Source organism: Neorickettsia sennetsu str. Miyayama, assembly GCF_000013165.1.
Taxonomy (GTDB): Bacteria; Pseudomonadota; Alphaproteobacteria; order Rickettsiales; family Anaplasmataceae; genus Neorickettsia; species Neorickettsia sennetsu.
Genome location: NC_007798.1, coordinates 828,498 through 852,999 on the forward strand (window position 1 = coordinate 828,498; position 24,502 = coordinate 852,999).

At 40.7% G+C, this 24,502-nt stretch carries 23 protein-coding genes; 10 read left to right on the plus strand and 13 right to left on the minus strand.

The genetic code is table 11. The features are described 5' to 3' along the window. The first annotated feature begins 66 nt into the window (after nt 1–66). The 3 genes from NSE_RS03825 (at nt 67) to NSE_RS03835 (ending at nt 3,081) form a co-directional block, all read left to right on the plus strand. Complete coding sequence (locus tag NSE_RS03825) at nt 67–1,551, plus strand: HlyD family type I secretion periplasmic adaptor subunit (RefSeq protein ID WP_011452309.1); 1,485 nt, start codon at nt 67–69, stop codon at nt 1,549–1,551. 146 nt (nt 1,552–1,697) lie between these two features. Then, a complete protein-coding gene (locus tag NSE_RS03830; protein ID WP_157858692.1) occupies nt 1,698–2,828 on the plus strand; it encodes an iron-containing alcohol dehydrogenase in 1,131 nt (376 codons plus the stop codon). A gap of 4 nt (nt 2,829–2,832) precedes the next feature. Next, nucleotides 2,833–3,081: a succinate dehydrogenase assembly factor 2 gene (locus tag NSE_RS03835; RefSeq protein ID WP_011452311.1), complete on the plus strand. Its 249-nt coding sequence runs from the start codon at nt 2,833–2,835 to the stop codon at nt 3,079–3,081. Between the two features lie 77 nt (nt 3,082–3,158). On the opposite strand, the gene NSE_RS03840 is transcribed toward NSE_RS03835, so the two are convergent. The 6 genes from NSE_RS03840 to rpsB form a co-directional block, all read right to left on the minus strand. Further along, on the minus strand, nt 3,159–3,776 hold the full coding sequence (locus NSE_RS03840) for a phosphatidate cytidylyltransferase (RefSeq protein WP_011452312.1): 618 nt from the start codon (nt 3,774–3,776) through the stop codon (nt 3,159–3,161). A gap of 196 nt (nt 3,777–3,972) precedes the next feature. Beyond that, nucleotides 3,973–4,665 (minus strand): polyprenyl diphosphate synthase, encoded by a 693-nt coding sequence (uppS, locus tag NSE_RS03845; RefSeq protein WP_011452314.1) that lies wholly within the window; start codon nt 4,663–4,665, stop codon nt 3,973–3,975. Next, a complete protein-coding gene (gene frr / locus NSE_RS03850; RefSeq protein ID WP_011452315.1) occupies nt 4,662–5,219 on the minus strand; it encodes a ribosome recycling factor in 558 nt (185 codons plus the stop codon). Before frr ends, uppS begins: the two co-directional genes overlap by 4 nt. Nucleotides 5,220–5,231: 12 nt before the next feature. Continuing rightward, entirely contained in the window at nt 5,232–5,933 is a 702-nt protein-coding gene (gene pyrH / locus NSE_RS03855; protein WP_011452316.1) for a UMP kinase, read from the minus strand. 6 nt (nt 5,934–5,939) lie between these two features. Continuing rightward, the gene (gene tsf / locus NSE_RS03860; protein WP_011452317.1) at nt 5,940–6,812 is read right to left on the minus strand and encodes a translation elongation factor Ts; all 873 of its coding nucleotides are present in this window, start codon (nt 6,810–6,812) and stop codon (nt 5,940–5,942) included. A 22-nt stretch (nt 6,813–6,834) separates the two neighbouring features. Continuing rightward, nucleotides 6,835–7,731: a 30S ribosomal protein S2 gene (rpsB, locus tag NSE_RS03865; RefSeq protein WP_011452318.1), complete on the minus strand. Its 897-nt coding sequence runs from the start codon at nt 7,729–7,731 to the stop codon at nt 6,835–6,837. A gap of 183 nt (nt 7,732–7,914) precedes the next feature. Here rpsB and ubiE point away from each other — a divergent pair, with 183 nt between their 5' ends. The 3 genes from ubiE (at nt 7,915) to NSE_RS03880 (ending at nt 11,368) form a co-directional block, all read left to right on the plus strand. Next, nucleotides 7,915–8,607: a bifunctional demethylmenaquinone methyltransferase/2-methoxy-6-polyprenyl-1,4-benzoquinol methylase UbiE gene (gene ubiE, locus NSE_RS03870; RefSeq protein ID WP_011452320.1), complete on the plus strand. Its 693-nt coding sequence runs from the start codon at nt 7,915–7,917 to the stop codon at nt 8,605–8,607. Between the two features lie 459 nt (nt 8,608–9,066). Continuing rightward, nucleotides 9,067–10,401, plus strand: a complete 1,335-nt coding sequence (locus NSE_RS03875; RefSeq protein ID WP_338037079.1) for a pyruvate dehydrogenase complex dihydrolipoamide acetyltransferase — start codon at nt 9,067–9,069, stop codon at nt 10,399–10,401. A gap of 196 nt (nt 10,402–10,597) precedes the next feature. Continuing rightward, nucleotides 10,598–11,368, plus strand: coding sequence for a bifunctional hydroxymethylpyrimidine kinase/phosphomethylpyrimidine kinase (locus tag NSE_RS03880; protein WP_011452324.1), 771 nt, complete (start codon nt 10,598–10,600; stop codon nt 11,366–11,368). 8 nt (nt 11,369–11,376) lie between these two features. Here NSE_RS03880 and NSE_RS03885 read toward each other — a convergent pair whose 3' ends face one another. Then, nucleotides 11,377–11,877: a crossover junction endodeoxyribonuclease RuvC gene (locus tag NSE_RS03885; protein WP_011452325.1), complete on the minus strand. Its 501-nt coding sequence runs from the start codon at nt 11,875–11,877 to the stop codon at nt 11,377–11,379. An 89-nt stretch (nt 11,878–11,966) separates the two neighbouring features. Continuing rightward, nucleotides 11,967–12,914, minus strand: a complete 948-nt coding sequence (locus tag NSE_RS03890) for a malate dehydrogenase (RefSeq protein WP_011452326.1) — start codon at nt 12,912–12,914, stop codon at nt 11,967–11,969. A gap of 342 nt (nt 12,915–13,256) precedes the next feature. Here NSE_RS03890 and dut point away from each other — a divergent pair, with 342 nt between their 5' ends. Then, entirely contained in the window at nt 13,257–13,706 is a 450-nt protein-coding gene (gene dut, locus NSE_RS03895; RefSeq protein ID WP_011452327.1) for a dUTP diphosphatase, read from the plus strand. Between the two features lie 294 nt (nt 13,707–14,000). Then, nucleotides 14,001–16,610, plus strand: coding sequence for a DNA gyrase subunit A (gene gyrA, locus NSE_RS03900; RefSeq protein ID WP_011452328.1), 2,610 nt, complete (start codon nt 14,001–14,003; stop codon nt 16,608–16,610). Nucleotides 16,611–16,806: 196 nt separating this feature from the next. Here gyrA and era read toward each other — a convergent pair whose 3' ends face one another. From era to acpS, 4 genes are all read right to left on the minus strand, one after another. After that, a complete protein-coding gene (gene era / locus NSE_RS03905) occupies nt 16,807–17,733 on the minus strand; it encodes a GTPase Era (protein WP_011452329.1) in 927 nt (308 codons plus the stop codon). Between the two features lie 66 nt (nt 17,734–17,799). Continuing rightward, on the minus strand, nt 17,800–18,723 hold the full coding sequence (gene fabD / locus NSE_RS03910; protein ID WP_227028955.1) for an ACP S-malonyltransferase: 924 nt from the start codon (nt 18,721–18,723) through the stop codon (nt 17,800–17,802). 83 nt (nt 18,724–18,806) lie between these two features. After that, complete coding sequence (gene dnaG / locus NSE_RS03915) at nt 18,807–20,546, minus strand: DNA primase (protein ID WP_011452331.1); 1,740 nt, start codon at nt 20,544–20,546, stop codon at nt 18,807–18,809. 40 nt (nt 20,547–20,586) lie between these two features. Beyond that, nucleotides 20,587–20,952: a holo-ACP synthase gene (gene acpS / locus NSE_RS03920; RefSeq protein WP_011452332.1), complete on the minus strand. Its 366-nt coding sequence runs from the start codon at nt 20,950–20,952 to the stop codon at nt 20,587–20,589. 164 nt (nt 20,953–21,116) lie between these two features. Between acpS and NSE_RS03925 the strand changes: the two genes are divergently transcribed. Next, nucleotides 21,117–22,289 (plus strand): hypothetical protein, encoded by a 1,173-nt coding sequence (locus tag NSE_RS03925; protein WP_041917537.1) that lies wholly within the window; start codon nt 21,117–21,119, stop codon nt 22,287–22,289. A 153-nt stretch (nt 22,290–22,442) separates the two neighbouring features. Here NSE_RS03925 and dcd read toward each other — a convergent pair whose 3' ends face one another. Continuing rightward, nucleotides 22,443–23,000 (minus strand): dCTP deaminase, encoded by a 558-nt coding sequence (dcd, locus tag NSE_RS03930; RefSeq protein ID WP_011452334.1) that lies wholly within the window; start codon nt 22,998–23,000, stop codon nt 22,443–22,445. A 397-nt stretch (nt 23,001–23,397) separates the two neighbouring features. On the opposite strand from dcd, the gene NSE_RS03935 reads away from it, so the two are divergent. Further along, the gene (locus NSE_RS03935; RefSeq protein WP_011452335.1) at nt 23,398–24,447 is read left to right on the plus strand and encodes a 5-(carboxyamino)imidazole ribonucleotide synthase; all 1,050 of its coding nucleotides are present in this window, start codon (nt 23,398–23,400) and stop codon (nt 24,445–24,447) included. The last annotated feature ends 55 nt before the right edge of the window (nt 24,448–24,502 follow it).

Genomic DNA, 24,502 nt, shown 5'->3' on the forward strand with positions numbered 1-24,502 from the left:
ACCTACAAAGTAGAGTGATTGTGTAATAGGATTAGCCGACCAAGGCAGCATTCGTGTGTCAGAGAAATGATAAAAAAAATTACTGATTCTGCAAAATCTGGAAAACTAAAAATATTAGACTTTCTTACCTCCGGATTCAAAAGGACACTTCACAGCAGCGTGAAAATTGTTGATCAAAGTATTTCATTTTTTCAAAACAAGAAAACTAACGAACTTAAAGCACTCACAAAAAACGCACGAATTACTGGAACAGTCGTTCTTATAGGTTTCTTTGGAATTTTTGGAATGTGGGCAGTCTTTGCCCCAATTGACGGTGCGAGTCTTGCAATGGGTGAAATTGTTATCAGCTCTGATAAGAAATCCGTCCAACATCTTGAAGGTGGAATAATAGAGGAGATCTTCGTCCATGAAGGAGATCATGTTACTGAAGGACAGGTACTCATGACTCTCAAAAACGTCGGTAATAAGGCACAGCTTTCAATACTCGAGGAGAATCAAATCTCGCTTCTAGCAACCGAACAGAGGCTCCTCGCACATATAGGCAGAAAAGCAAATATGGAGCTCCCTAATATAGAAAAATTAGAGTATGTGACTGAAGAAAAGAAAAGCGATACTATCAAAAATCAGGTGCTACTATTTGAATCCAATAAAGAATCTTTTGCTAATAAGGTCAGAATCATAGACAAGAAAATCGGCCAGATACAGAATGAGGTCCTCGCATTGAAGGCACAGTTGGAATCAGCCGAAAAAAATATCCAGCTTCTCGAAGAGGAACTTGAAGCAAAGAGGTCTCTATATGATGAACACGTCATAGACAAAACCAAGATCGTATCTCTAGAAAGGGAAAGAATCTCTTGGAATGGCAAAATTGCCGAATATAAAGCTCTGATAGCTAGAGGGGAACAACACGTTACAGAAGCTGAACTGGAGAAAATTCAGGTGGAGAATAGTTTCAATAGTGAGCTTGCAGCACAACTCAAAGAGGTTTCGCATGCCATTCATGAAAATATGCAGAAACTCACCGCAGCGTATGACTTAATGTTAAGGACAATCATAAGAGCTCCACAATCAGGTATTGTGACCGGTTTGCGCTCGCTAAGCATCGGTGGCGTGATACCTCCAGCTATATCGTTAATGGAAATCGTCCCTGAAAACGAAGATATGTTCATAGAAGCAAAGGTTGCACCAAATAATATTGAGGCGATAGTATCTGCGAGACTCGTTAAGAAAAATCTTAGCGAAGTTGAAGGTTACATAGGGGTAAGGACAAGAGTCAAGATAACAGCATTTAATTCAAAGAAAGTAGGAATATTAAAAGGTGTAATGACGTACATTTCTGCAAACACGATTTTAGACCCACGAACAGGAATGCATTATTATCTAGCGCATATAAGGATCCCAAAATCAGAAATAGCTATGATAAATGCCAGAACCAAGCTCTATCCAGGAATGCCCGCCATTGTTTTCATTACAACTGAGTCTAGAAGTTTTCTTTCATACCTACTTGCACCTATCATAGGAACCTTCGATACAGCCTTCAGAGAACGTTGAAAAACAGAAAGTTTTGTTTGGTAAGAGTTTCTACTTAAAAGATTTCCCGAAAAACTCCATTATTAAGGGACCCTGTTCGAAAATTTGCATGCGACAGCCAGGTACATGTGATATCATTCATTCTTACCTGATTAGGTTTGATACCTTTGAATTATAAACTTACTGGTATAAAGGAAATCTTATCTGGAAACCACCTTATAAGCAATTTGCAAGATCTTATACAACTTCGTGAGGCCTTAGTTGTCTGTGATCAAAACACATTTCGTTTCCTTCCAGCATGGATAAAAGGTGAAAAAAACTTCAAATTAATAGTTCTACCAAAAAATGTGAGGCCTTATGAGGCACTGGTGAGAAAACTGGCCATACATGTAAGAAATTGTGAGTTAATAGTCGCATTGGGCTCAGGAACAATAACCGACATATGTAAATATCTTGCAAACTTAACTACGAAAGAACTTGTACTTTTTCCTTCAGCACCTTCTGTTAATGCATATACATCACCAACGGCTTCAATTATATCTCTGGAAAAAACACGAAAGGTTTCTGTTAAGGCAAAAATGCCCACGTGTATATACTTGGATTATACGATTCTAAAAAGTGTCCCACCAAGAATGATCCTAAGCGGTCTCTATGATTTGCTATGTTCAAGGACTGCTAAGGTGGACTACTTTATTGCATCAATAACCTTAAAGCACTCTTATATCGGCAAAATCTTTGAAGAATTGCTCCCATACGAGGAAATCCTATTAAAACACAGTAAACTTCTAATAAGAGGTGACACCACCCTAGTAAGCATACTAATGCATGCTTTAAATCTTTCTGGCCTTGGAATGTGGCTCAATGGTGATAGCAGAAGCGCGAGCCAAGGAGAACACATGCTAGCTCACCTTTTGGAAAAAGCCTCCGGAAAATATTTTTTACATGGAGAAATGGTGGCTGCAGGTATGCTAGCAACCTCGCTATTACAGGAGAGATTTTTTAAAAAAGAACAAAAAATCGAGTTTAATACACAGGTGCTCAATAAATACGTAATGTTAAAGGGATTATACCCATCAAAAATCGACAGCTTTGCAGAATCTTTTCAAAAATTACGCATGTTATCACCGGTATTGAGCTCAATGGTCAGTGAACACACACAACTGAGAAGGCACATTGGGAGTACTGCTATAACCTTGCCAAAAGTACATAATCTACTCCGTGAAGCAGTATTTTTAAAGCGTAATTTTACCTGCCTTGATATAGCATACTTAGCTGGCTACCATACAATCACTTTGTAAGAAAATGAATATTGACCTAAGAAAAAAAAGAATCCTATACAGAAGCACACATCGCGGCTGCAAAGAAATAGACATTTTACTTGGAAGTTTTATAACAAAAAATCTAAGCAAATTAACAGAGCAAGAAGTAGAACAAGTTGAATGTATCTTAGAATTGTCGGACTCTTTTATTTTTGACTGCTACCAGGGCAAGGTAGAACCGCCTGAAGAATTCCCTATATTGAAGCGGATGGTACAGGAGGAAAATAGGTAAGAAAAACAAAAGCCCCAGACCAACGCAATGCGCAGCATCACTCTATATGAATAAAACTACTAAGAACCCAGCACATTTCAAAGACAAAAGAACAGGAAGGGTGCCGAAAAAATGAATCCATCGACACGGTCCAGTATACCTCCGTGTCCTGGTAGCAGCGTTCCGCTATCCTTCACTGAGCACGTACGCTTTATAAACGATTCAAATAGATCACCTATAGTCGCCAAAACAGCAATTGGAAGGGTCAAAAGAACAAAATTCATACTCAGTCCAAGAACTATTGCAAAAGTAGAACCGCAAACAAAGGTGGATAGGAGTCCTCCAAGGAAACCACTTACGGTCTTATTTGGACTGACACTCTTGCAAAGTTTAACACCACCTATGATGCGTCCGATAAAATAGGCACCCACGTCATTACTTACAACACAAACTATCAACCAAATAAGAATCTCTACATCTTCAATATGTATACCTATAAGTGCTGCGTTGGGTAAAATTGCCACAAACAAACCAAGGCATCTTAACACAACCCCCTTATTCGCTGTCATATCCTGCCATTCCTGATACGAAAGCACTGCTAAAAGTAATACACTTGAGTATACAGCATAGCCACCACTGCAGATTGCCAAGGCACACAAAAAAAGCAGTACTGCCGCAGAGATAACCCTGGCCTTCAAATCGCAATAATGTTTCATAGAACTCCCATTAGATAGGCAAACCGCAGCCAAAGGTTAACATAAAAAATACCAGGAACACATACCTAACTTTGATACCCCGGTTTAGGTATAAGGACGGAACGCTTAGGCAAGAACAACACCCAAAAAGGATAGAAAAAATGTGCCGAGTAGTAGAGGTACCAATCTCAGATCATGAGAAATAAAACGTAAGAATTTATTTCCCATATCTGCGACACCTAGCCTTATAAGCTTCCATCGCTATCTCTAAATCTTTTTCTGTAAAATCTGGCCAAAGCGTATCGCAAAAATACAATTCAGAGTACGAACTCTGCCACAAGAGAAAGTTGCTAAGTCGTTTTTCACCAGCTGTCCTTATAATCAAATCTGGATCAGGAATGCCATCTGTGTATAAATAGCTTGCAAATTTCTGTACATCCACTTCCTCAGCCCTTAGACCATCACTTATCATTCTTGAAACCGCATTTATGATCTCAGATCTGCCACCATAATTTAGGGCAAAACACAAATACATACCACTATTTTTTGCCGTTCCCGACTCTAGGTTTTTTATCACTTGCTTTGCGCTTTCACCTAAACCTACCTGTTCCCCTATGACTTTTACTTTTATATTAGCATCGCATAGTTCGTCCAACGCAGTAACACTAGCTTTTTCAAAAATGCTAAAGACAAGGTGCACATCGTCTGGATTTCTTTTCCAATTTTCAGTCGAAAAAAGGAAAAGCGTAAGGTAACGAATCCCAGCATTACAAGATGCCCTCACAGCCGAGAATGCAGCCTCGACACCCATCTTGTATCCATCGGAGTTACACAGACCTCTCGCTCTGGCCCATCTCGCGTTCCCGTCCATTATTATTGCAATATGAACAGGAAGCTCTTTTCCAATCATACCTTCAAGATGTCGGTTTCCTTTTTGCTCACAGCATCATCAATTCTAGCATCTTCTTCAGAAATAATTTTATCTATCTTCTTGAGCAAAGCGTGCATATCATTTTCTGATATCTCCTTCGCCTTTTCCAAAACCTTTATCCTGGAAATAGCATCGCGTCTGATATTTCTAACAGCTACCTTAGCTCTGTCACCGTACTTTTTGAGAACTTTAACCAACTCCTTACGACGTTCTTCCGTAAGATCAGGAACCGGCAAACGTAAGACTGATCCTTCAACTATCGGATTCATACCGAGATTAGAAGTCAAAATCGCATCTTTTACAGCACCGACTGTGGATTTGTCCCATACTTGAACGGACAGCATCTTATTATTGACTACCGACAGACTAGCAACTTGATTCAGGCGTAGCTTACCCATGTGAGTCGAGACAATTACGCCATCCAATATACTCACGCTAAGAGACCCTGACCTAATACCCTTCAAGTCAGAGAGAAACACCTCGTACGACGAACGGAGTTTATCATTTGTTTCCTTAATTACATCTTCTAGCATACCTAAAAAAACTCATTCACCCTCTATGGTGCTATAGTTGCCCTGTTTATTGATCACCTCGTAAAACGCCATTTCACTGTCCAATGAAAAGATTACCACGGGCATACCATTATCCCGTGCTATTGAAACAGCAGAAGAATCCAACACCCTAAGCTTTTTAGAAAGCACATCTGTATAGGAGAGCTTAGTTATTCTTTCTGCATTAATATTTGTTCTGGGATCATCAGAATATATCCCGTCTACAAGTGTACCCTTAAGCATCACATCGCATCCCATTTCAACAGAACGAAGCACTGCAGCTGTATCGGTCGTGAAAAATGGATTGCCCGTTCCCGCCGCAAATATTACGATCCGGTTTTTCTCCATGTGACTAATCGCTTTCTGACGCACATAAGGCTCACATATAGATCTCATAGGAATAGCAGACTGCACCCTCGAAACCACACCCAAATTGTTTATAGCACCTTGCAGAGCAAGGGCATTAATAACAGTTGCAAGCATCCCCATATAGTCGCCAGTAGCTCTGTCTATGTTTGGAATACCACTACTTCCCCTGTAAATATTCCCACCACCAATAACAAGGCATACTTGTATACCCATTTCATGAACTCTCTTTATGCCCCTAGCAAGCATACCGATGACCTCAGCATCGTGAACAGAGACCCCACGTGCAGCCAATCTTTCCCCTGAGATTTTCAGCAGAACTCTCCGCATAGAGACTCAACTAGCTTCTCCTAGAACAAACACCTCATACCAAACTACATCAATCTTAGCTGAAGATTCCATTTCCTTGTCAGAAATATATTGCTTTACGGACCTCTCAGGATCTGAAAATAGAGGCTGTTCTAGGAGGACAACTTTTTTATAGAATTTACTCAGTTTGCCAGCAATAATTTTTTCAGCAACCGAAGCAGGCTTTCCCTCGACCTCCAGATTGTATTTGTGCTTTTCAGATTCAAGAAGGTTTGGTGGTATACGAGCGACATCGATTGCGCATGGACACTCCGACATCACCTGAATAGCAATATCTTTTGCAACAGTGGAAAGAAAGGAAGGATCAGCTTCTGACACCACCGCAACTGCAACACCTATCTTACCAAGATTTTCGGTGTACTTGTTGTGAACATAGACACCCAACAAACCACTCTGAGAAACCTCGTAAGTAACACACCTCGAAAGAACTATATTCTCCCTAAAAACTGCGACTTGCTCCACTATTGCGTCGCGGACCTTTTGACCTCCTGGCAACGGAGTACTAAGACACTCTTCAACTGACTTGACTTTGGCAGCACACGCAGCTTCAAGCACCGACTGTGCGAACTGCTGAAATTTTTCATTACGTGCAACAAAGTCCGTCTCGCAATTCAGCTCAAGTATAACACCAAATTTTCCAGAAGAGAGAGCCCCAACGACACCATCTCGAGCACCCCTATTGGCCTTCTTCACAGAAACCGCATGCCCTAACTCCTTTAGTATTTCCCTTGCTCTAGTCAGATCACCATGCGCCTCGCTCAGAGCCTGCTTGCAATGGACCAAACCAGCAGAAGTCTCCTTTGACAAACTTTTTAGATCTTCCAAGTTTATCTTACTCATTGAAATTACACTGCCTTATACATCAACCTTTGTTCTCAGGAAGCTTAGCTGCATCCACATTATCTTGTTTTTCCGATTTCGGAGAAACTTTTCGTTTCTGCAAAGCGGCTTTGTCCGTTCCCGCACGAATAGAAGCCCCTTTTTTCTGCCCATCTGAGTGAGAAACCTTAGCAGCTTTTTCATCTGCCTTATCATCTAACTCTTTACTTTGTTTCCTTTGAAGCTCACTTTCTATACCAACTAGGACCGCATCAGCAACCAAACTGCAATAGTATTCTATACACCTTAAAGAATCATCATTTCCAGGGATCGCGTAAGTTATCTTACTTGGATCACAGTTGGTATCAACGACTGCAACCACAGGAATACCAAGTTTCCACGCTTCCTCGACTGCTATGTGCTCCTTCTTCGGATCGATTACAAAAATAATATTCGGTAGACCACCCATTTTTCTCACGCCACCGAGATACTTCTCTATTCTCTCTCTCTTCCTGTTAATGCTAAGCCGTTCCTTTTTACTCAACACATCGCCTTCTTGTTCAAGCAGTTTCTCATAGTGAACAAGCTTTTTCACAGATTTCGAAACGGTATTCCAGTTAGTGAACATCCCACTAGGCCATCTAAGATTAACATAATATTGACCACACCTCGTTGCTTCTTCTTTGATGATGTCACAGGCCTGCATTTTCGTTCCAACGAACAACACCCTACCTGAATTTGCAGCGACATCGCTTATTGCATTCAGGGCCGTTCTGAGCATCGGGACAGTCTTTTGCAAATCCACTATATGGGTCTTGGCATTGCTCGTACCGTATATGTAGGAAACCATCTTTGGATTCCAAAAGCGCGTCTTATGGCCCAAGTGTGCACCAACCTCAAAAAGGTTCTTTACCGTTACCCTATCAAATATGGACTGCATTATATTCCGGTTTTCAAATGTCCAACTAGTTTATCCTCGGGATTAAGGTTAGTATAGAAAAGCTCCCTTATCAAGAGAAGAAACCCACCAACAGTGGAAAGATAAGAAACATAAGAAGGCGCCTTGGAAATACCTTTAGGAGTGCTTGGGTTTTCACGCTCCCAGGTTTTGATTTAAATAGAAATGGAAAAGGACTTTGTAAATGAAATATTCTCCTCAGTGTCACAGAAATATGATCTGATGAATGACATAATGAGTGGGGGCATACACAGACTCTGGAAACGCAACTTAGTGAAGTCGATTGGCTTACTTCCGAATCAACGTGTACTTGATATGGCTGCGGGAACAGGAGATATCACGCTACGTCTTTTAAAGACACACATTCCAGTAGAAATAATCCTATGTGATAAAAATCATGAGATGTTGGAAATAGCAAAGGACCGCCTACTTGATGAAGGTTATGTGAACTTAAAGGTAGTCTCAGCTGATGCAGCACAGTTACCATTCGAAGATTGCAGCTTCGATCATTACGTCGTTGCATTTGGTGTGCGCAATTTTTCCAATATTGAGAGATCTCTAACAGAAGCTTACAGAGTCTTGAAACCAGGCGGAAGGTTCTCCTGTTTAGAGTTCAGCAAGGTAAAAAACAAGTGTATGAATTCGCTGTATAATCTTTATTCACACACCTTCATTCCATGGGTGGGAGAGAAGATAACTAAGAATAGGCAAGCTTATACATACCTAATCGAAAGTATACAAGACTTTCCTGACGCGGAGACCTTTTGTGAAATTATTCGTAGTGCGGGATTCGGAAGAACTAAATACAGAAGGGAAACGTTTGGGGTAGCAGCGATTCACACAGCGACAAAACTATGATGTTTAAGTTAAAGTTTCCTGAATATAATTGCGAGGTAGCTTCAGTACAAACAAGCAAGAGGAGCTCGATAAAATTATCGCACAATGCAGGTGCTTATCTTGTTTATCAATATTAAAAACACTTGTGACTCATAGGTGTAGAACAGACGCGCCCGCTTTGTATTGTTATTTTCTCTCTTTGAATCTTTTTATGTATCATCGCAGGGAGCGGTATCGGCGCTAATTCACACAGGAGGTGTTCTCAATTCGTTTACATGTTCAAGTGTTGTCTTGGCTGTGTTAGGAGCCTCTTATAACAAGGCGAATTTCCTTTTTAGCTTTTGATTGCGTGTTTTACCTTATGAGAAAACAGTTTCTCCCTTGTACGCGGAAAAACGCATATTTTTTAGCGACCTTAGAAGAGCTCACATCCGTTCACTAAAACTCTACCAACTTCTGCAAAACGAATAATAGGTCGCGATGTTTTTGGAGTACAGTCTGGCACCACTCATAAGTGCTCTAAAAACCCCATTAGCTCGCCAAAATTTTGACAACCTCCACAAAAAGATAGATAATTCCCGATGTTTTCAAAAGCGCGTCCTTATGCCAGTAAAGATACTAATGCCGGCACTATCACCAACAATGAAAGAGGGTACGCTCGCAAAATGGCTAGTGAGTGAGGGTGAAAAGATAGAAGCAGGACAAGTAATAGCGGAGATAGAAACTGATAAAGCCACGATGGAATTTGAAGCTGTCGACGAGGGAGTACTAGGAAAAATACTCATCCCGGCAAAAACCGCAGGCGTAAAGGTAAATCAGCCAATAGCCGTTCTGCTCGATGATGGTGAAGGCGAAAAAGAACTAAAGAAGTTTCTATCCACGATAGACAAACCCACTGTCACGGACAATAAAGCAGAAACATCAGATGGAGATAAAATCAAAAATAATCCCTCCAGTCTGCCAGCTGATAAGCAACAGGGCAGGGTAATTGCAACTCCGCTTGCAAGAAAGATTGCGTCCATCAATGGTATTGACTTATCACTTATCGGAAGTGGAAGTGGCCCTGACGGTAGGATCGTAAAAAATGACTTGCTTAAGTTGCTTGATGACGCACCACAAGTTCAAATGCACGGACATTGCACCGAGACCAGTATACCAATTTCTCCAATGCGGCGTGTAATAGCGCAAAGACTCGTAGAATCGAAGCAAAATGTTCCTCATTTTTACCTTTCCGTGACTTGCTATTTGCAGCATCTGCTATCGGCCAAAAAAAAATTCTACGACTGTTTGGAAACAAAAGTCACAGTCAATGATTTCGTTATAAAGGCATGCGCTTTTGCTTTGGATAAGAATCCAGCAATGAATGTGTCGTGGGAAGGAGAATTTATTAGGCAGAATCAAACTATTGATATATCAGTTGCCGTTGCGATCCCGGACGGACTAATTACACCTATAGTCTTCTCAGCAGATAAACTATCGCTTTCATCTATTTCAGATGAGGTTCGGGAATTAGTGGATAAAGCAAAAGCAGGCAGACTTCAACCACGGGAATTCCAGGGCGGATCTTTTACTGTTTCCAATCTCGGTATGTATGGCATAGATGAATTTACAGCGATAATTAATCCACCTCAGGCAGCAATCCTTGCCGTAGGTGCAGCGCGAAAAGTTCCAACTGTTTCTGCGGATGCGGTCGTAGTTAGCGACGTCGTGACGCTGACATTATCTTGTGACCATAGGGTTATCGATGGAGCATTGGCAGCGAGGTTTATGCAATCGCTTAAAAAGGCAATAGAAGACCCTGTAATAATGTTGTGATACCTCCTGTAACCACAGAACTTTTTAAGTGGAACGTTTGCAGCAAGATTTACGGAGTTGCTCGAAAAGTGATTGGGAATCGCGTAACATTATCATGCTAGCCTGCGGAAGGCAGGGTCTGGCTACCATAGCAAATGAGATTTATGCAACCAGAAAGGCAGTAAGAGGAGCGTAGAAATGATATTCTGTAAGGTGTATGCGTAAGATACCGGAAGTCTGCATCGTAGCGGGTTCAGATTCTATAGGTGGAGCTGGACTACAAGCAGATCTTAGGATCGCTGCATTACTAGAGTGTAGTGCATCGAATGTTGTCACGTGCATTACAGCCCAGGACCTGAGAGGGGTACATGCAATTCAGTATTTATCTGGGGAAATCGTATCGAAGCAATTAATCTGTGCACTCTCTAGGAAACCTAAGGCGGTGAAAATAGGGATGTTGGGTAATAGCGAAATAGCACTGGTAGTCTATGATGTTTTAAAGGATGCAGGAATCCCAATTGTATTAGATCCTGTCTTGATATCTACTTCAAATTCCAAGCTCGCTGATGAAGGTGCAGTGCAAGTGCTACTAAAAAAGCTTATTTCTATCTCACACTTGGTTACTCCCAACCTCTTTGAAGCAGGCGTCCTATCAGGAAGTAAAGTTTTTGATGCTGAATCTGCAAAAATTGCCGCGTTGAGAATCCTCGAACTAGGAGCAAAAAACGTTCTTGTAAAAGGAATCCACATTAAAGAAGGGAAAATCATGGATTTGCTCATTTCACAGGAAGGCACCACCATGGAATTTCAGAATGAAGTAATACGGATAAATATAACTCATGGCTCTGGATGTAGATTATCCACAGCGATTGCATGCCATATGTCGATGGGCAAATCCTTAAGGGAGTCAATTCATCTTGCTTCGGATCTCCTAAGGAATGAGATCATCCGCATGGGAGTTTTATACAGTACTGATACTTGGTTGTAGGGGCTTGCTCACGTGCCCTTTGCTTCCATAATGTCATATCTAGTCACCGAAGCTGCCAATGCTAGCGCATCATACAAATCTGAGTATTTTGATAAGCAAGGATCCAACCCGAGCAGTTGTTCTACCATGTACTTAACCTGAGCCTTAGTAGCACGACCGTTCCCTGTTATGCGCTTTTTTAGAACACTGGGCGCGAATTCAACTATAAAGAGACCCTTCAGGGCTAGCGTAAGTATCAGAGCACCTCGACAGTAAGCTAAGTTAAGCGAAGAATATGGATTGTTATTAACAAATACCTTCTCTAAAACGGCAACAGATGGATTTACTTTTTCAATCACATCACTAATACCACGATGGATCTTTTCTAGTCTGGCTGAAAGACTCCCTTGGGAAGCCGTTTTTACTATTCCGGAATCAATATAACGCACGTTACACAGGCCATCATACTCGACTACAGCCCAGCCCGTACGAAGGAGACCCGGATCAACCCCTAATGCTACATAGCTCATCAAACAGGAAAATTCTTTTCAAATACCACAAAACGCATGCAGGAACCCTTACACACACTAATTTGCCGTCAATAAAAACAGACAGCTTTCTAAAAGTATTTTCGCGCTTCCAGCACTAATTTTCTCGTTGCAGCAACAGAATTTTCAAACATCCTCCTCTCATCAGGAGTCAGATCAAGTTCAATTACACGCTCCACACCACCTGATCCCATGATAACTGGTATACCAGAAAAGATATCATCCTCCACTCCATACCGACCCCTCATCATCACGGAGCACACGAGCGTTTTTTTCTGATCCAACAGATATGCCTCAGCCATTTCCAGCACAGACGCAGCAGGAGTGTAGTAGGCTGAACCAGTTTTCAAGAGGGCAACTATCTCGGCACCACCACTACGAGTACGTTCAATAATTGAGTCCACCTTATCCTTCGTTATTAAACCCACACTAACCAACTCAGGTAGGCTCATACCAGAAACCGTAGAGTGCCTAAACAAGGGAACCATAGAGTCACCGTGACTACCCAATACCAGCGATTTAACATCCGCTACTGAAACACCTAGCTCTTGTGCAAGAAAAAGATTCATTCTGCTTGCATCGAGTACACCTGCCATACCAACAATCTTGTCAGGGCTGATTTCGGCTGCCTTGTAAAGGACCCAAACCATTACATCTAGCGGGTTAGTCACAACTATCACAAACGCTTTCGGGGCAAACTTTTTTATTTTTTCCCCTACTTCTTTCATAACAACAGCATTCACATCAATGAGTTCCTCACGTGTCATGCCAGGCTTTCGTGGAATACCGGCAGTTATGATAATTACCGAAGAGCCTTTGATTCTCTCCATATTGGCGCTACCATTGATCTTCATTGTATAACCAATGAGTGGAAGAGTTTGTGAAACATCTAATGCTTTGCCTCTTGCAAGATCTCCGTTAACGTCAATTAATTCGACCTCTGAAGCCAACTTCTTCGAGGCTATTAAATACGCCAAGGTCCCACCAATATTGCCAGCACCAATTAAACTTACTTTCATTCGAACCCACTCCTATCACCCAACTGCCAATTCTAGAACAGAAGTTCATTAATATACATAGTTTCCATGACAGGCTCTAGTTTAGTAGCATTCCCATTGTTTCGGCTCTCTAATGAAACCTACATTCGTTGTCACACTTGCACCCTCTCATAGACGGATTCTACTTGGCAGCTGTTTCCGTTACGTCTGCCACTAATGAATATTTATGCTCGGCACCATACTCACACGTTCTCGTAGACTGATTTCTATTCGGTAGCACTTCAATCGTGCTCATTTCGCCGCAAAATTTACATTCGGTGACATACTTGTTAGAGTGAGGGGAACCTAGGAGAAAAAATCTACATGCAAGAGCACGCAAAGATACTTCTTTTGCCACATGGTAAGGATTTGGAAATACCAAGATATGCAAGTAAGGGAAGTTCAGGATTGGACCTTCGTGCGGCCATAGAAGGAAGCATGACCTTGAAACCTGGAATGTTCGAGCTGGTACCCACGGGCATCTGCATCGAACTACCCGAGGGATTAGAAGCGCAAATAAGGCCACGCTCAGGTCTCGCAGCAAAGTTTGGTATAACGGTTCTTAATAGTCCTGGCACTGTAGATCAGGACTATAGGGGAGAAATAAAAGTCTGTTTAGTAAATCTGTCTAAGAATGAATTTACTATCAACAGGGGCGACAGGATAGCTCAAATGGTAATAGCAAAAGTAGAACAAATACTGCTAGTGGAAGCAGAAGAAATTGGGGAAACAGAGAGAGCTTCGGGGAGTTTTGGATCAACTGGAACTGAGTAAGGTTGGGTGTGGCCAAAACTAGCAGTGAGTCCAGATTATCTCAAAGGCTAGATAGATTCGTTAAGTAAGCAACTAAAAGAAGAGACTGATCGAATTTGAAGGTTTCATCTGAAACAAATGGAGATGACAAAATGGACATTTCATTCCAGTCATCTGTGGTCATTTAGCGCCCTTCTGTATGATCCCACCTGTTAAACATTTCGGTGAAAGCTATGTCATCTCGCAAATACTTTAAAATGGAGTGACTATAAATATCGGACGAATTAACTTATCATTTCCCTCGGAGTAGTGCGTATGTCGACCATAATACCGGTAAATCTAGAGCAGGAACTGAAATCCTCTTACCTCTCTTACGCAATGAGCGTAATTATAAACAGGGCCATTCCCGATGTACGAGACGGATTAAAACCTGTACATAGGAGAATTCTGTATTCTATGAATGAGCTTTCTTTCTACTGGAACAAGCCTTATAGGAAGTCGGCTAGAGTGATTGGGGAGGTTATTGGTAAATATCACCCGCATGGTGATAGTGCTATATATGATGCTCTGGTTCGTATGGCACAGAACTTTTCCCTACTCGTACCATTGATAGACGGTCAGGGAAACTTTGGTTCTATAGATGGTGATCCGGCTGCAGCGATGCGCTACACAGAAGTACGTCTGGAGTATATATCCAAGTTTCTACTCGACGATCTGTATGAAAACAGTGTGGACTTCCGTTCAAACTATGACAACTCAGAAACGGAGCCTGTTGTTCTGCCGGCAAAATTCCCAAATATCCTGGTCAATGGAACAGCTGGGGTAGCAGTCGGAATGGCAACGAATGTGCCAACTCACAACCTATCCGAGGTAATAGAGGCGTGCAAGTTGTACTTAGAAAACAATAACGTAACAACCGACGAACTCCTAAAAGTCATAAAAGGTCCCGACTTCCCTACAGGTGGATTGATCATCGGCGAGGAAGGAATAAAGGCATCTTTTGAGAGCGGTAGAGGCTCCATTATCATACGGAGCAAGACACATTTCGAAGAAACTGAAGCGGGAAAAGCAATTATCGTTGATGAGCTCCCGTACCAGGTTAATAAAGCAAAGTTAATAGAAAACATAGCTCTTTTGGTGAAGGAAAAGAGACTTGATTCGATCAGTGATCTGAGAGACGAGTCAAACAAGGAAGGGATACGTGTTGTAATAGAGTTAAAAAGAGGCGCCTCCTTTGAAGTGGTTCTGAACCAACTTTTCCAGATGACACAGCTTCAGACATCATACAGCACGAATATGGTGCTTCTTGACAACATGAGACCTACTCTGATGTCTCTCAGAGACATTTTGGCAGCCTTCATTGCTCATAGAAAAGAAGTAATCTCAAGACGAACAGAATTCAGACTCGCCAAGGCTAGGGAAAAAGCTAACGTTCTAGTCGCACTGTATGTAGCGATTCTCAACATTGATGAGGTTGTACATATTTTAAAATCCTCTGGAGATAACGAGGCTGCAATAAAAGCACTTTCTGCTAAACACTGGGCTATAGACGAAGAACTTGAGCTACTTGTAGAAACTATCTCAAACATTAAGCTCCTGAACAGGGAATACAAGCTCAGTACTGCGCAATCTAAGGCAATCTTAGAGATGAAAATGCAACGTATAACCAATACCGAAAAAGGACAATTGGTCGCTGAGATTCATGCTGAAATGGACATTGTCAAAGAATGTGCCTCAATACTGGGAAGTGAAGCTGTTTTGACAAATGTGATAGTGCGGGAACTAAATGAAATAAAGGCAAAGTACCCACAAGCACGGAAGAGTATAATTTTAAAAAATGTCAACGCCGTGTACGCAGAAGAGGATCTTATCGAGCGTGAGCAAGTCGTCGTTACAGCGACATATTCTGGGTATATAAAGCGTGTCCACATCTCAAATTACAGGGTTCAGAGAAGAGGAGGTAAGGGGCGTATCGCACAAAACATAAAATCTGAGGATCAGTTGGCACAGATTTTCGTTCTCAGTACGCATGATGAGATCCTCTTCTTTTCCAGTAGAGGTAAAGTCTATAAGTTAAAAGCGTACAAGTTGCCTATAGGTGAACCTCAATCGCGCGGAAGAGCTTTGGTGAACATTTTTGATCTTGCTGATGATGAGTCTATTACGAGCATTCTTCCTTTGAAAAGCTCCGATGCTGAGAACTTAATATTCTTGACTGCTCAAGGAAAGGTCAAACGCAATTCTATGAGTGACTTTGCCTATGTCCCAGCAAATGGAAAGGTAGCTATAAGGCTCAACGATAACGACGCATTAATATCTGTCAAAACTGCTCAAAATGAAGACTGCGTTTTTATTTCCACCAGGGATGGAAAATGTATAAGGTTCTTGGTTGGGGATTTGAGAGTCCTTAAGAGTAGAAGTTCTGAAGGTGTAAAAGCAATAACCCTAGGAAAAGATGATAACGCTATTTCCCTCTCAATACTGAATAAGCAGGTTCTTTCACCAGAGGACAAAGCTGAGTACATGAAAACTAAGTTCTTCGAGAGAATCCAAAATCCAGAAAATCATGAAGAACAGTTTGTTCTTACAGTTACCGAAAATGGTTATGGCAAAATCACGTCGAGTTATGAGTATAGGATAACAAACCGAGGAGGCGTTGGGATAATCAATATATCGACTTCCGAGCGCAACGGTAAGGTGGTCTCGAGCTTCAAGGTGACACTTAGTAACCATATAATGCTTGTTACAAATAGAGGACAGGTCATAAGGATAGAAGCAAACAACATCCCGGTCCTTGGTCGTAACACACAAGGAGTACGTCTATTTTCCATCAGGGCTGAGGAAAGGGTTGCTTCGGTGACAGAAGTAGAAGAGGTGGAAGATGATGACTCTGAAACAACTGAAAATTGCCAAGACAATAATTAGGCTGAATCCTTACTTCACCAGCTGTCTGCACAGAAGAAATGGAAACTGAGGATTAAAAGATAGCTAAAAGTTGTTGAAACGCATTGGGGGCTTATATTTATTCTTCAGTTTTGTACATAGAGCAGAAGGCAGAGATTACGAGATAACTGGAAACCGCTGAAATTCATGAAAGCTTTGTTTTATCGGCTAGATCTGGCTAGATGTAATTTATCGTATTTAAAATATCAGATTTTTCCCCCCAGTTTGGACTCACCCTTACAAATATTGACAAGTACACTTTTCTCCCAGAAAAAAGATTTGCCATTTCTCTCTCAGCGGATTTTCTGATCGTACCAATTGTTTTTCCACACGAACCTATTACGATCATTTTATGCGATTCACTCATTACGTGGAGTACTTGTCTGATCTTCACGCTCCTATCAAGGATTTCAATATTTTCGGTTTCTACGGTCAGTGAGTAAGGAAGTTCCTGATGTAGTCTGATAAACAACTTTTCCCGGAGAATTTCAGAAAGATTAAAGCCAAGCGGCATATCGGTTTCATCTTCTTTATCAAAATACCAGGGTCCCGGTTGAGCAGATTTAAGAAGGTAGTTCATAAGGTCAGCAACTCCATTACCTTTGAGAGCCGAAATCATGAATGTCTTCTCAAAATGGCCCAAGCTGTTTAGTTCTTGAGCAACTTCTAGCAGCCTTGGTTTTTCCACAAGATCTATTTTGTTTATTACCAGTACCAACTTGCCATTAGCTTTCCTGAGTATATCCTTTGTACTGTCCGAGATAGGGCGCCTTGGATCAATTATAAAACAAAAAATATCTGTTCCAGCGAATGCTCTCCAGGCGTTTTTCACTATGACCCTTTCGAGCTGACATCGCGGAATAAAAATTCCAGGAGTATCAACGAAAACCAATTGAACATCATCTTTTGTGTATATACCTCTGATTCTCGTTCTTGTGGTCTGTACTTTATGTGTAACCGCAGATATCTTGCTTCCAATAAGGGCATTCAACAATGTGGACTTGCCAACATTACTGTTCCCAATGAGAGAAACAAAAGCGGAGCGAGTACTAAAATTTTCTCCAGTCTGCAGGCAATCGCTGCTATTATACTCGGGACTACTCATTGAGACTTTTTGAAAAGGGGACTTTCATAACAGAATACATGCAAATCGGTAGATCTCCGACTTAGCTCATCCAATTGTAGCAATAATTCTGTCTAGATCATCTACCCCTTCGAGATTTAATGTTGTTACATTTGGATTCATTCGAGAGAGCATTTTGCTCAAAACATTGCCTGATCCCACTTCTATGAAAGTTTTTACACCTGCTCCTATTGCAAAAAGCATGCTCTCCCTCCATCGTACGCAGCCTGTGATTTGCTGCACTAGAAGCTCCTTTATTTTTTGAACCTCCGTTACTGGACTTGCTGTAACATTCGACACGATTGGAACAGAAGGTGTGACAATTTCTGCAGTATCGAGGGCATCTTTCACTGGCATAACAGCGGGCTGCATTAACTTGCAGTGAAACGGCGCACTCACATTCAACCGCACCACGCGCTTTATACCTTTTTGTTTTGCATACTGTTCAATCTTTTCTATCTCAGTAGTCAAACCGCTAACAACAACCTGCTCATTACTATTGTCATTCGAAATCTCACAGTTTGCCTTTGACTCCACTATGAGATCCTGTACTTCCTCAAAAGTTACTTTAAGCAGAGCAAGCATGCCACCTTCACCCATAGGCACAGCTTCTTGCATCGACTTTCCTCTAATTTTTAAGATTCTGGCAACTTGAGAGATCGTAATGGCACCAGACGCACACAGTGCTGTGTATTCCCCAAGTGAATGTCCAGCTAAGTACTTGGACAATTCCGAAACACTTTTTCCAGACTCTGATAAAAGAACCTTAAGTGCCGCCATAGAGGTTGCCATAAGGGCAGGCTGAGCATTCTCAGTATTCGAAAGTTCCGGTCCCTCAAATATTACTTTTGATAACTTCATACCCAGAGATTCATCGACTTCGGAAAAAACCTCACGGGCAACAGAGAAATTCTCGTACAAACTTTTGCCCATACCGACACGCTGGGAACCTTGTCCGGGAAATAAAAACATATTCATAGAGACTTTAAATAGGATCTGATCTGCAATACCAAAACTTATACCCTACAGAAATGGCAGTCAAATTTAGATGAACTTCATTCTTTTTCTGCCTCCCGAATCTTTACCAAGATTCTTTGAGCTTCTTCCATTTTGTTCTCATCTAGATCAGATGAATGAATCATTCGTCGATACTCTTCTCGGAGTTCGTCGCGCCATAATTGTTTCTGCAGTCTATCCCATAAAAAGGTTGCTTTTTCTATATCATCCGGAAGCGAAGCTAAATCACTCAGAAGCTTATAAGACGCTTCTGTCTCGCTGTCTGCAAGCAATGCCCTTTCAAGAGATGCACCACTAATATCGATTGAGGTGTTGAGCAATTGCACTATGGAGGATTGGAGTTTTACATGTCGTGGATCGCTCAATTTTAACAAAGAAAAGTATTCTTCACGATCACCATTCCGCAGAATTTCTGGAAATTTTATAACTATCTTCAGCAATAAGACTTTCTTATCTACGTGTATACTGGCGGAGGAAGAAAGTTTTTTAACATCTACAAAATGCGTGGCGTCTTCGCCACCCCTATACGCAGGAATAAAATTACGCTGACGAAGACTCCTTTTAAGTAAAAAGATTTGCTGCTGAAAAAAATCTTGGAAATGTTTTCTAATTTTATAGTCCTTCACGTTTATCAGATATTTTTCTAAGATCTTTTCCAACTCTATAAAGTCCTCTGGCGAACTGCATTGCCTCCCGTATTTAGCTAAAAAGAATATTGTATCAGATAAACTTCTGGCACCATCTAAAACACGCTGAAACGCAGCTCTATCACTTCTCACAAGATCATCGGGATCTTTACCTATGGGTAAGAAAGAGAAAGTAGTTTTTATCTCTAGAGAATTTATGAACTCATCCATGATGAGCTCCACTACTCTACCAGCAGCTTTTATTCCAGCATTGTCACCATCAAAACAAAATATTAGGTTTCTCCTTAATCGGTTGAGTAGTTTAAGATGATGTGACGTTATAGACGTTCCTAAGATACCCAAAACACTTTTATACCCAAATTGGCAGAGAGATATAACATCCATATATCCCTCTACTAATATAATGGGTTCTTCAGAATTCTTCGGAATCTTATCAATGTTATAAAGCAGTTCACTCTTTTTGAAAAATTCCGTTTCACAAGAGTTTATGTACTTTGGGAAAATACCCTCCTTTACAACCCTACTTCCAAATCCAATTACTTTTCCCTGTATATTGTGTATTGGAAAAACCAGTCTATCTCTGAAGTAACATCTACCCAGTTTATCAAGGACTCCAGAATTTTTAATCACAGTGCTAGGAAAATTCTTAGTTTTGTTGATGAAGGAGGTCAAATTAGAAGGACAATAACCCAACTTAAATTCAGAAATCACATCATCATCTAGACGGTTTCTTATGTAGTAACTTGCTTCTTGACCGACTCTAGAGTTCAAATTACTACAAAACCAATCTCTTAACTCTTCTAAAAATTGGAATACTTGGATAAAACTTTCTGTCCCAGAATTTTTCTTGTCTATTTTTATGCCTATGCTGGAAGCTAACTCTTCAACAGCTTCGCTCAGATCTAATCGTTTTGTTAGGGAAACAAAATCTATAACGTCGCCACTTTTACCACAACCAAAACAATAAAAGAATTTACCTTTATCATTCACCGAGAACGAAGGCGTCTTTTCTTGATGGAATGGACATCTTCCAATAAGTCTAGATCCAACTCTTTTGAGTTTAACCGTCCTACTTACAACCTCGGAAACAGGAATCCTTTCTTTAATTAGTTCTATGTATTTTTTTAACACAGAGACAAAACACGCGACCTAAGAAAAAAGAGGAAGTTCCTCATATTCTATCACCAAGAACAACAAAGGCTATTGCATAGTCCCCATCATCACTAAGAGAAATTTGGGAATTCCGAAGCATCCTGTCTTTAAAGTAAATGAATGGTTTTCCTTTATAATTATTCCTTATCGAGATCTGTTTAATTGCTAGGCCTATAGCGTGTCCTCGGGCTTTTATTATGGCTTCTTTTGCAGCAAAACGTTTTGCCAAATACGAGATCATACCCTTCCCACGGTGGGTTTCGGCTTCTTTTATTTCGTTCATGTCGAAAAATCTCGAAAGAAATTTCTGCTGGTAAAGTTCTAGCACTTTCTCGATGCGAGATAGTTTCACAATATCGACTCCTATGCTGATTTTTCTCCTCATCTATTGAGAATTACCTGAATCCATAATACTTTTTGCTGTGACTATACTGTTGTGCCCAAAACACGGAAATTAAAATCCCGATGATTGTTAAAAGGGAAGATAATTGTCCTAGCATTTTGCAGATTTAAAACTCTTTGTTAGACTTAGCCAAAATACTAACACGCATGAAAAAGTTGATAAATGACAAACTAGAAAATAAAACTGATGAAAGTTCTTCGGATGCCCGGTACAGGGCAAGGATGACCGAACAGCAACAGAATCATTTAGAAGAGTTAAAAAAGTTACAAGAGAGTTTCAAAGAAAAGACCGAAGGCATAAGCGACATCGAGTTTCGTGGAGACTTTGCATCTGATATCAACGAGGAAGACGAATTAAAAGCTGAAAAAAAAGTAGAAGTATCTAGAAGAAAGGGACTTTTCAGAGTAATCGCTGATAAATTCTCTTTTGTTGTTCGTCCATCCAATTGGGCAAAAGTCATATCTAGCCTTAGGAGTTTGTTCGGTGGAAAGTCCGTTGATCAGCTTCTTTTAGAAATAAAGGCTGGAAACAAGACGATCAAGTCTCTTCTTGCTCTTCTGAAGCACAAGGAAAAACTTTCCTTGCAGATTAGGATAGCAGCTTTATTAAGGGAAATCAGGCTCAGTAGAAACATAGGTAGAGAGTCCTTGAATAGAATTTCGGCTATCCAAAGTAGCTTGATTTCAAGTCTCAGTACGGCAGTTAGGGAGAGTTCTGGAAAGACAGATCTACAAAAGCTTTTGGGCTATCAGCACCAGGCTTCAGCACAGTCGAAGTTCCTTACTACACAGCTTGTTAAAGATGTACAGGTTTCGCATTCAGCTACACAAAGCCAAACCAAACCATATGACCCAAGAAGTGAATGTCCTCCTAGTTTCTTTCCGGCGTATTATGTATTTAGTGAGTCTCAGTCTCATACATGGATAGATGACCTACAGATTCTGAAGGGGATAAATATGCCGGCCACCCTGAAAAATCTCTTCTCTGAAGTCAAGAACAGGATAATCGCGGCTTTTTCCGCGGAGGTTTTAGGCACAGCTACAGTTGGCATGCAGATGCAAACAGCGACAGCTTCTAGTAGCAGGAGAGCAGAAAATCCTTTTGGTCAAGATTCTCATATTCAACATGGGCATATTTTCGAACACCGTTCCCATCGCCATGGGAGTGGATGTCCTTGTTGTAGTAGTGTACTTGAGACAAGTCAATCATTACAATTCTCTTACTCACAGTCCGCTATAAGATTAGGAGGACCAAGTGATATCCTCTCTTCAGCGCGTTGTAACCTAGCTGCAAGAACGCAAGTGCAGGTGCAGATCTAGTAGTTTTTCTGTGCTTGGAGATGGAATACCAGTGATGCAGAGATTAACTCTAACTCACTTTACAAGAGAGGAGTGTGTAATCACAGCCACAAAAGTCTAGCACTCTCATAGCTTTCGAAAAGAAGTCCATGCAGAAATTAAAAAGAATGAGTATTATTTTACTATAGGAAGCGTAATGCCAGCTTGACCCATATATTTGCCTTTTGCATCTTTATATGAAACATCACAATTAGTGCTACCCTTTAGAAAAATCATCTGACACACACCCTCGTTTGAGTAAATCTTTGCCGGTAATGGTGTAGTGTTGGAAAACTCAAGGGTAACATGACCTTCCCATTCAGGCTCAAGGGGCGTTACATTTACTATTATTCCGCACCTAGCATATGTAGACTTCCCCAAACAGATGACTATGACACCACGAGGAACTCTAAAATATTCGATCGTACACCCTAGTGCAAAGCTGTTCGGTGGAATAATACAGAAATCTCCTGTCCTCTCTATGAGCATTGATTCGTCAAAGTTTTTTGGATCGACCTGCGAAACTGCAAGATTCGTAAAAATCTTGAATTTATTTGATACTCTCGCATCGTATCCGTATGAGGAAAGCCCATAAGAAATAACACCAGTAGAGATTTTGGACGACACAAACGGCTCTATCATCCTAGATTCTAAAGCCTTGGACTTTATCCATTGATCAGGCATTACGGGCATTTTAAGGTTTGAAGTTCCTAGAAGTAACCTAACTCTTATACATCAATATGACTAAAACCTCCATACAAACTGGCTTTATGTGACTCACACAAATTTTATTTTGTAGGTAAAAGTAACTCTCTTTGATCAATTCTAAGCATTAGTAGAAAAAGAAAAACACATTGTGTTCAACAACAGAGTATTGGATCCATGACTTTTTTCTAAAAATGCCCAATACACGAGGAAAAATAATCCCACATTACGAAACCAAGGTACTATAAAAAACAGCATCCCTTTCATGCACGTTTATCAAGACTCTGAACTAGTAAGTTTCAATGACCTGAAAACAAGTAGCTATCCTTTTGCATTAAGGTAGTTCGTATTCAGATTAGTTTTGGTGTAACTATAAATAAAATAGATGGACCTTTATAGTAGGAAAATGCAGCGCATTGGAATAATCGGAGGCGGACAGCTAGGAAAAATGACAGCCATAGCTGCATATAACCTGGGTTTTAAAGTTTGTGTCCTAGCAGAGAAGGAGAACTCCCCAGCTATAGATGTAGCCAGAGATTATGTTGTTTCACCTTTCCTCGACAGGTCAGGGATTCTTAACTTTGTAGAACATGTAGACGCTATAACATTTGAGAGCGAAAACATACCAACAGAGACGCTTGATCTACTCCACGATAAGTTCGACGTTCCAAATACTAAAGCGATTAAGGTAGCACAGGACAGGTTCTTAGAAAAAGAATTCTTAAGGAAAAATGGAATACCAACTACCGAATATTGGTACATCGAAAAGGAGGAGGACCTTGATAGTGTAGATTTTCCAGCAATATTAAAAACAATCAATGGTGGCTATGATGGAAAAGGACAATTCCTCCTAGAGGATCATGATTATGTAAGAAGAGAAGCCGGAAACCTCAAATTCCCTCTAATAGCAGAAAAGTTATTTAGGATAAGTAAAGAATTCTCCATAATAGTTTCGAGAAATGAAACTGGAAGTGTGTGTTTTCCGATAGCAGAAAATGTTCATGTTAATGGAATACTCAAAACATCCAGCGTGCCAGCTGTACTTCCTCATCATGTCGCACTTGAAATAAAAAACATAGGATTTCAAATAGCAGATCTATTAGAAATAAAGGGTCTCTTGTGTGTAGAATTTTTTCTCGACGAAGATAACAAGCTAGTTGTGAATGAAATCGCTCCTAGACCACACAATTCTGGTCACTGGAGCATGGATTGCTGCGACATTGACCAATTTGAAGAACTGGTTCTTGCAATTACAGGTAATAAACTCAAAAAGCCTAATCTCGTAGTTCCGTGCACAATGAAGAATATTCTTGGCAATGAAATAAATACTTGGAAAGATTTATTCCTACAAAAAAATGTAAAACTCTACAACTATGGTAAAGAACAGCCTAAAATCCTAAGGAAAATGGGGCATATAAACATTCTGCATCCGTAAGACATCCTCAAGTGTTTGTTTTACTTGATTCATGTAAGAGAGAACAAGCATCCTA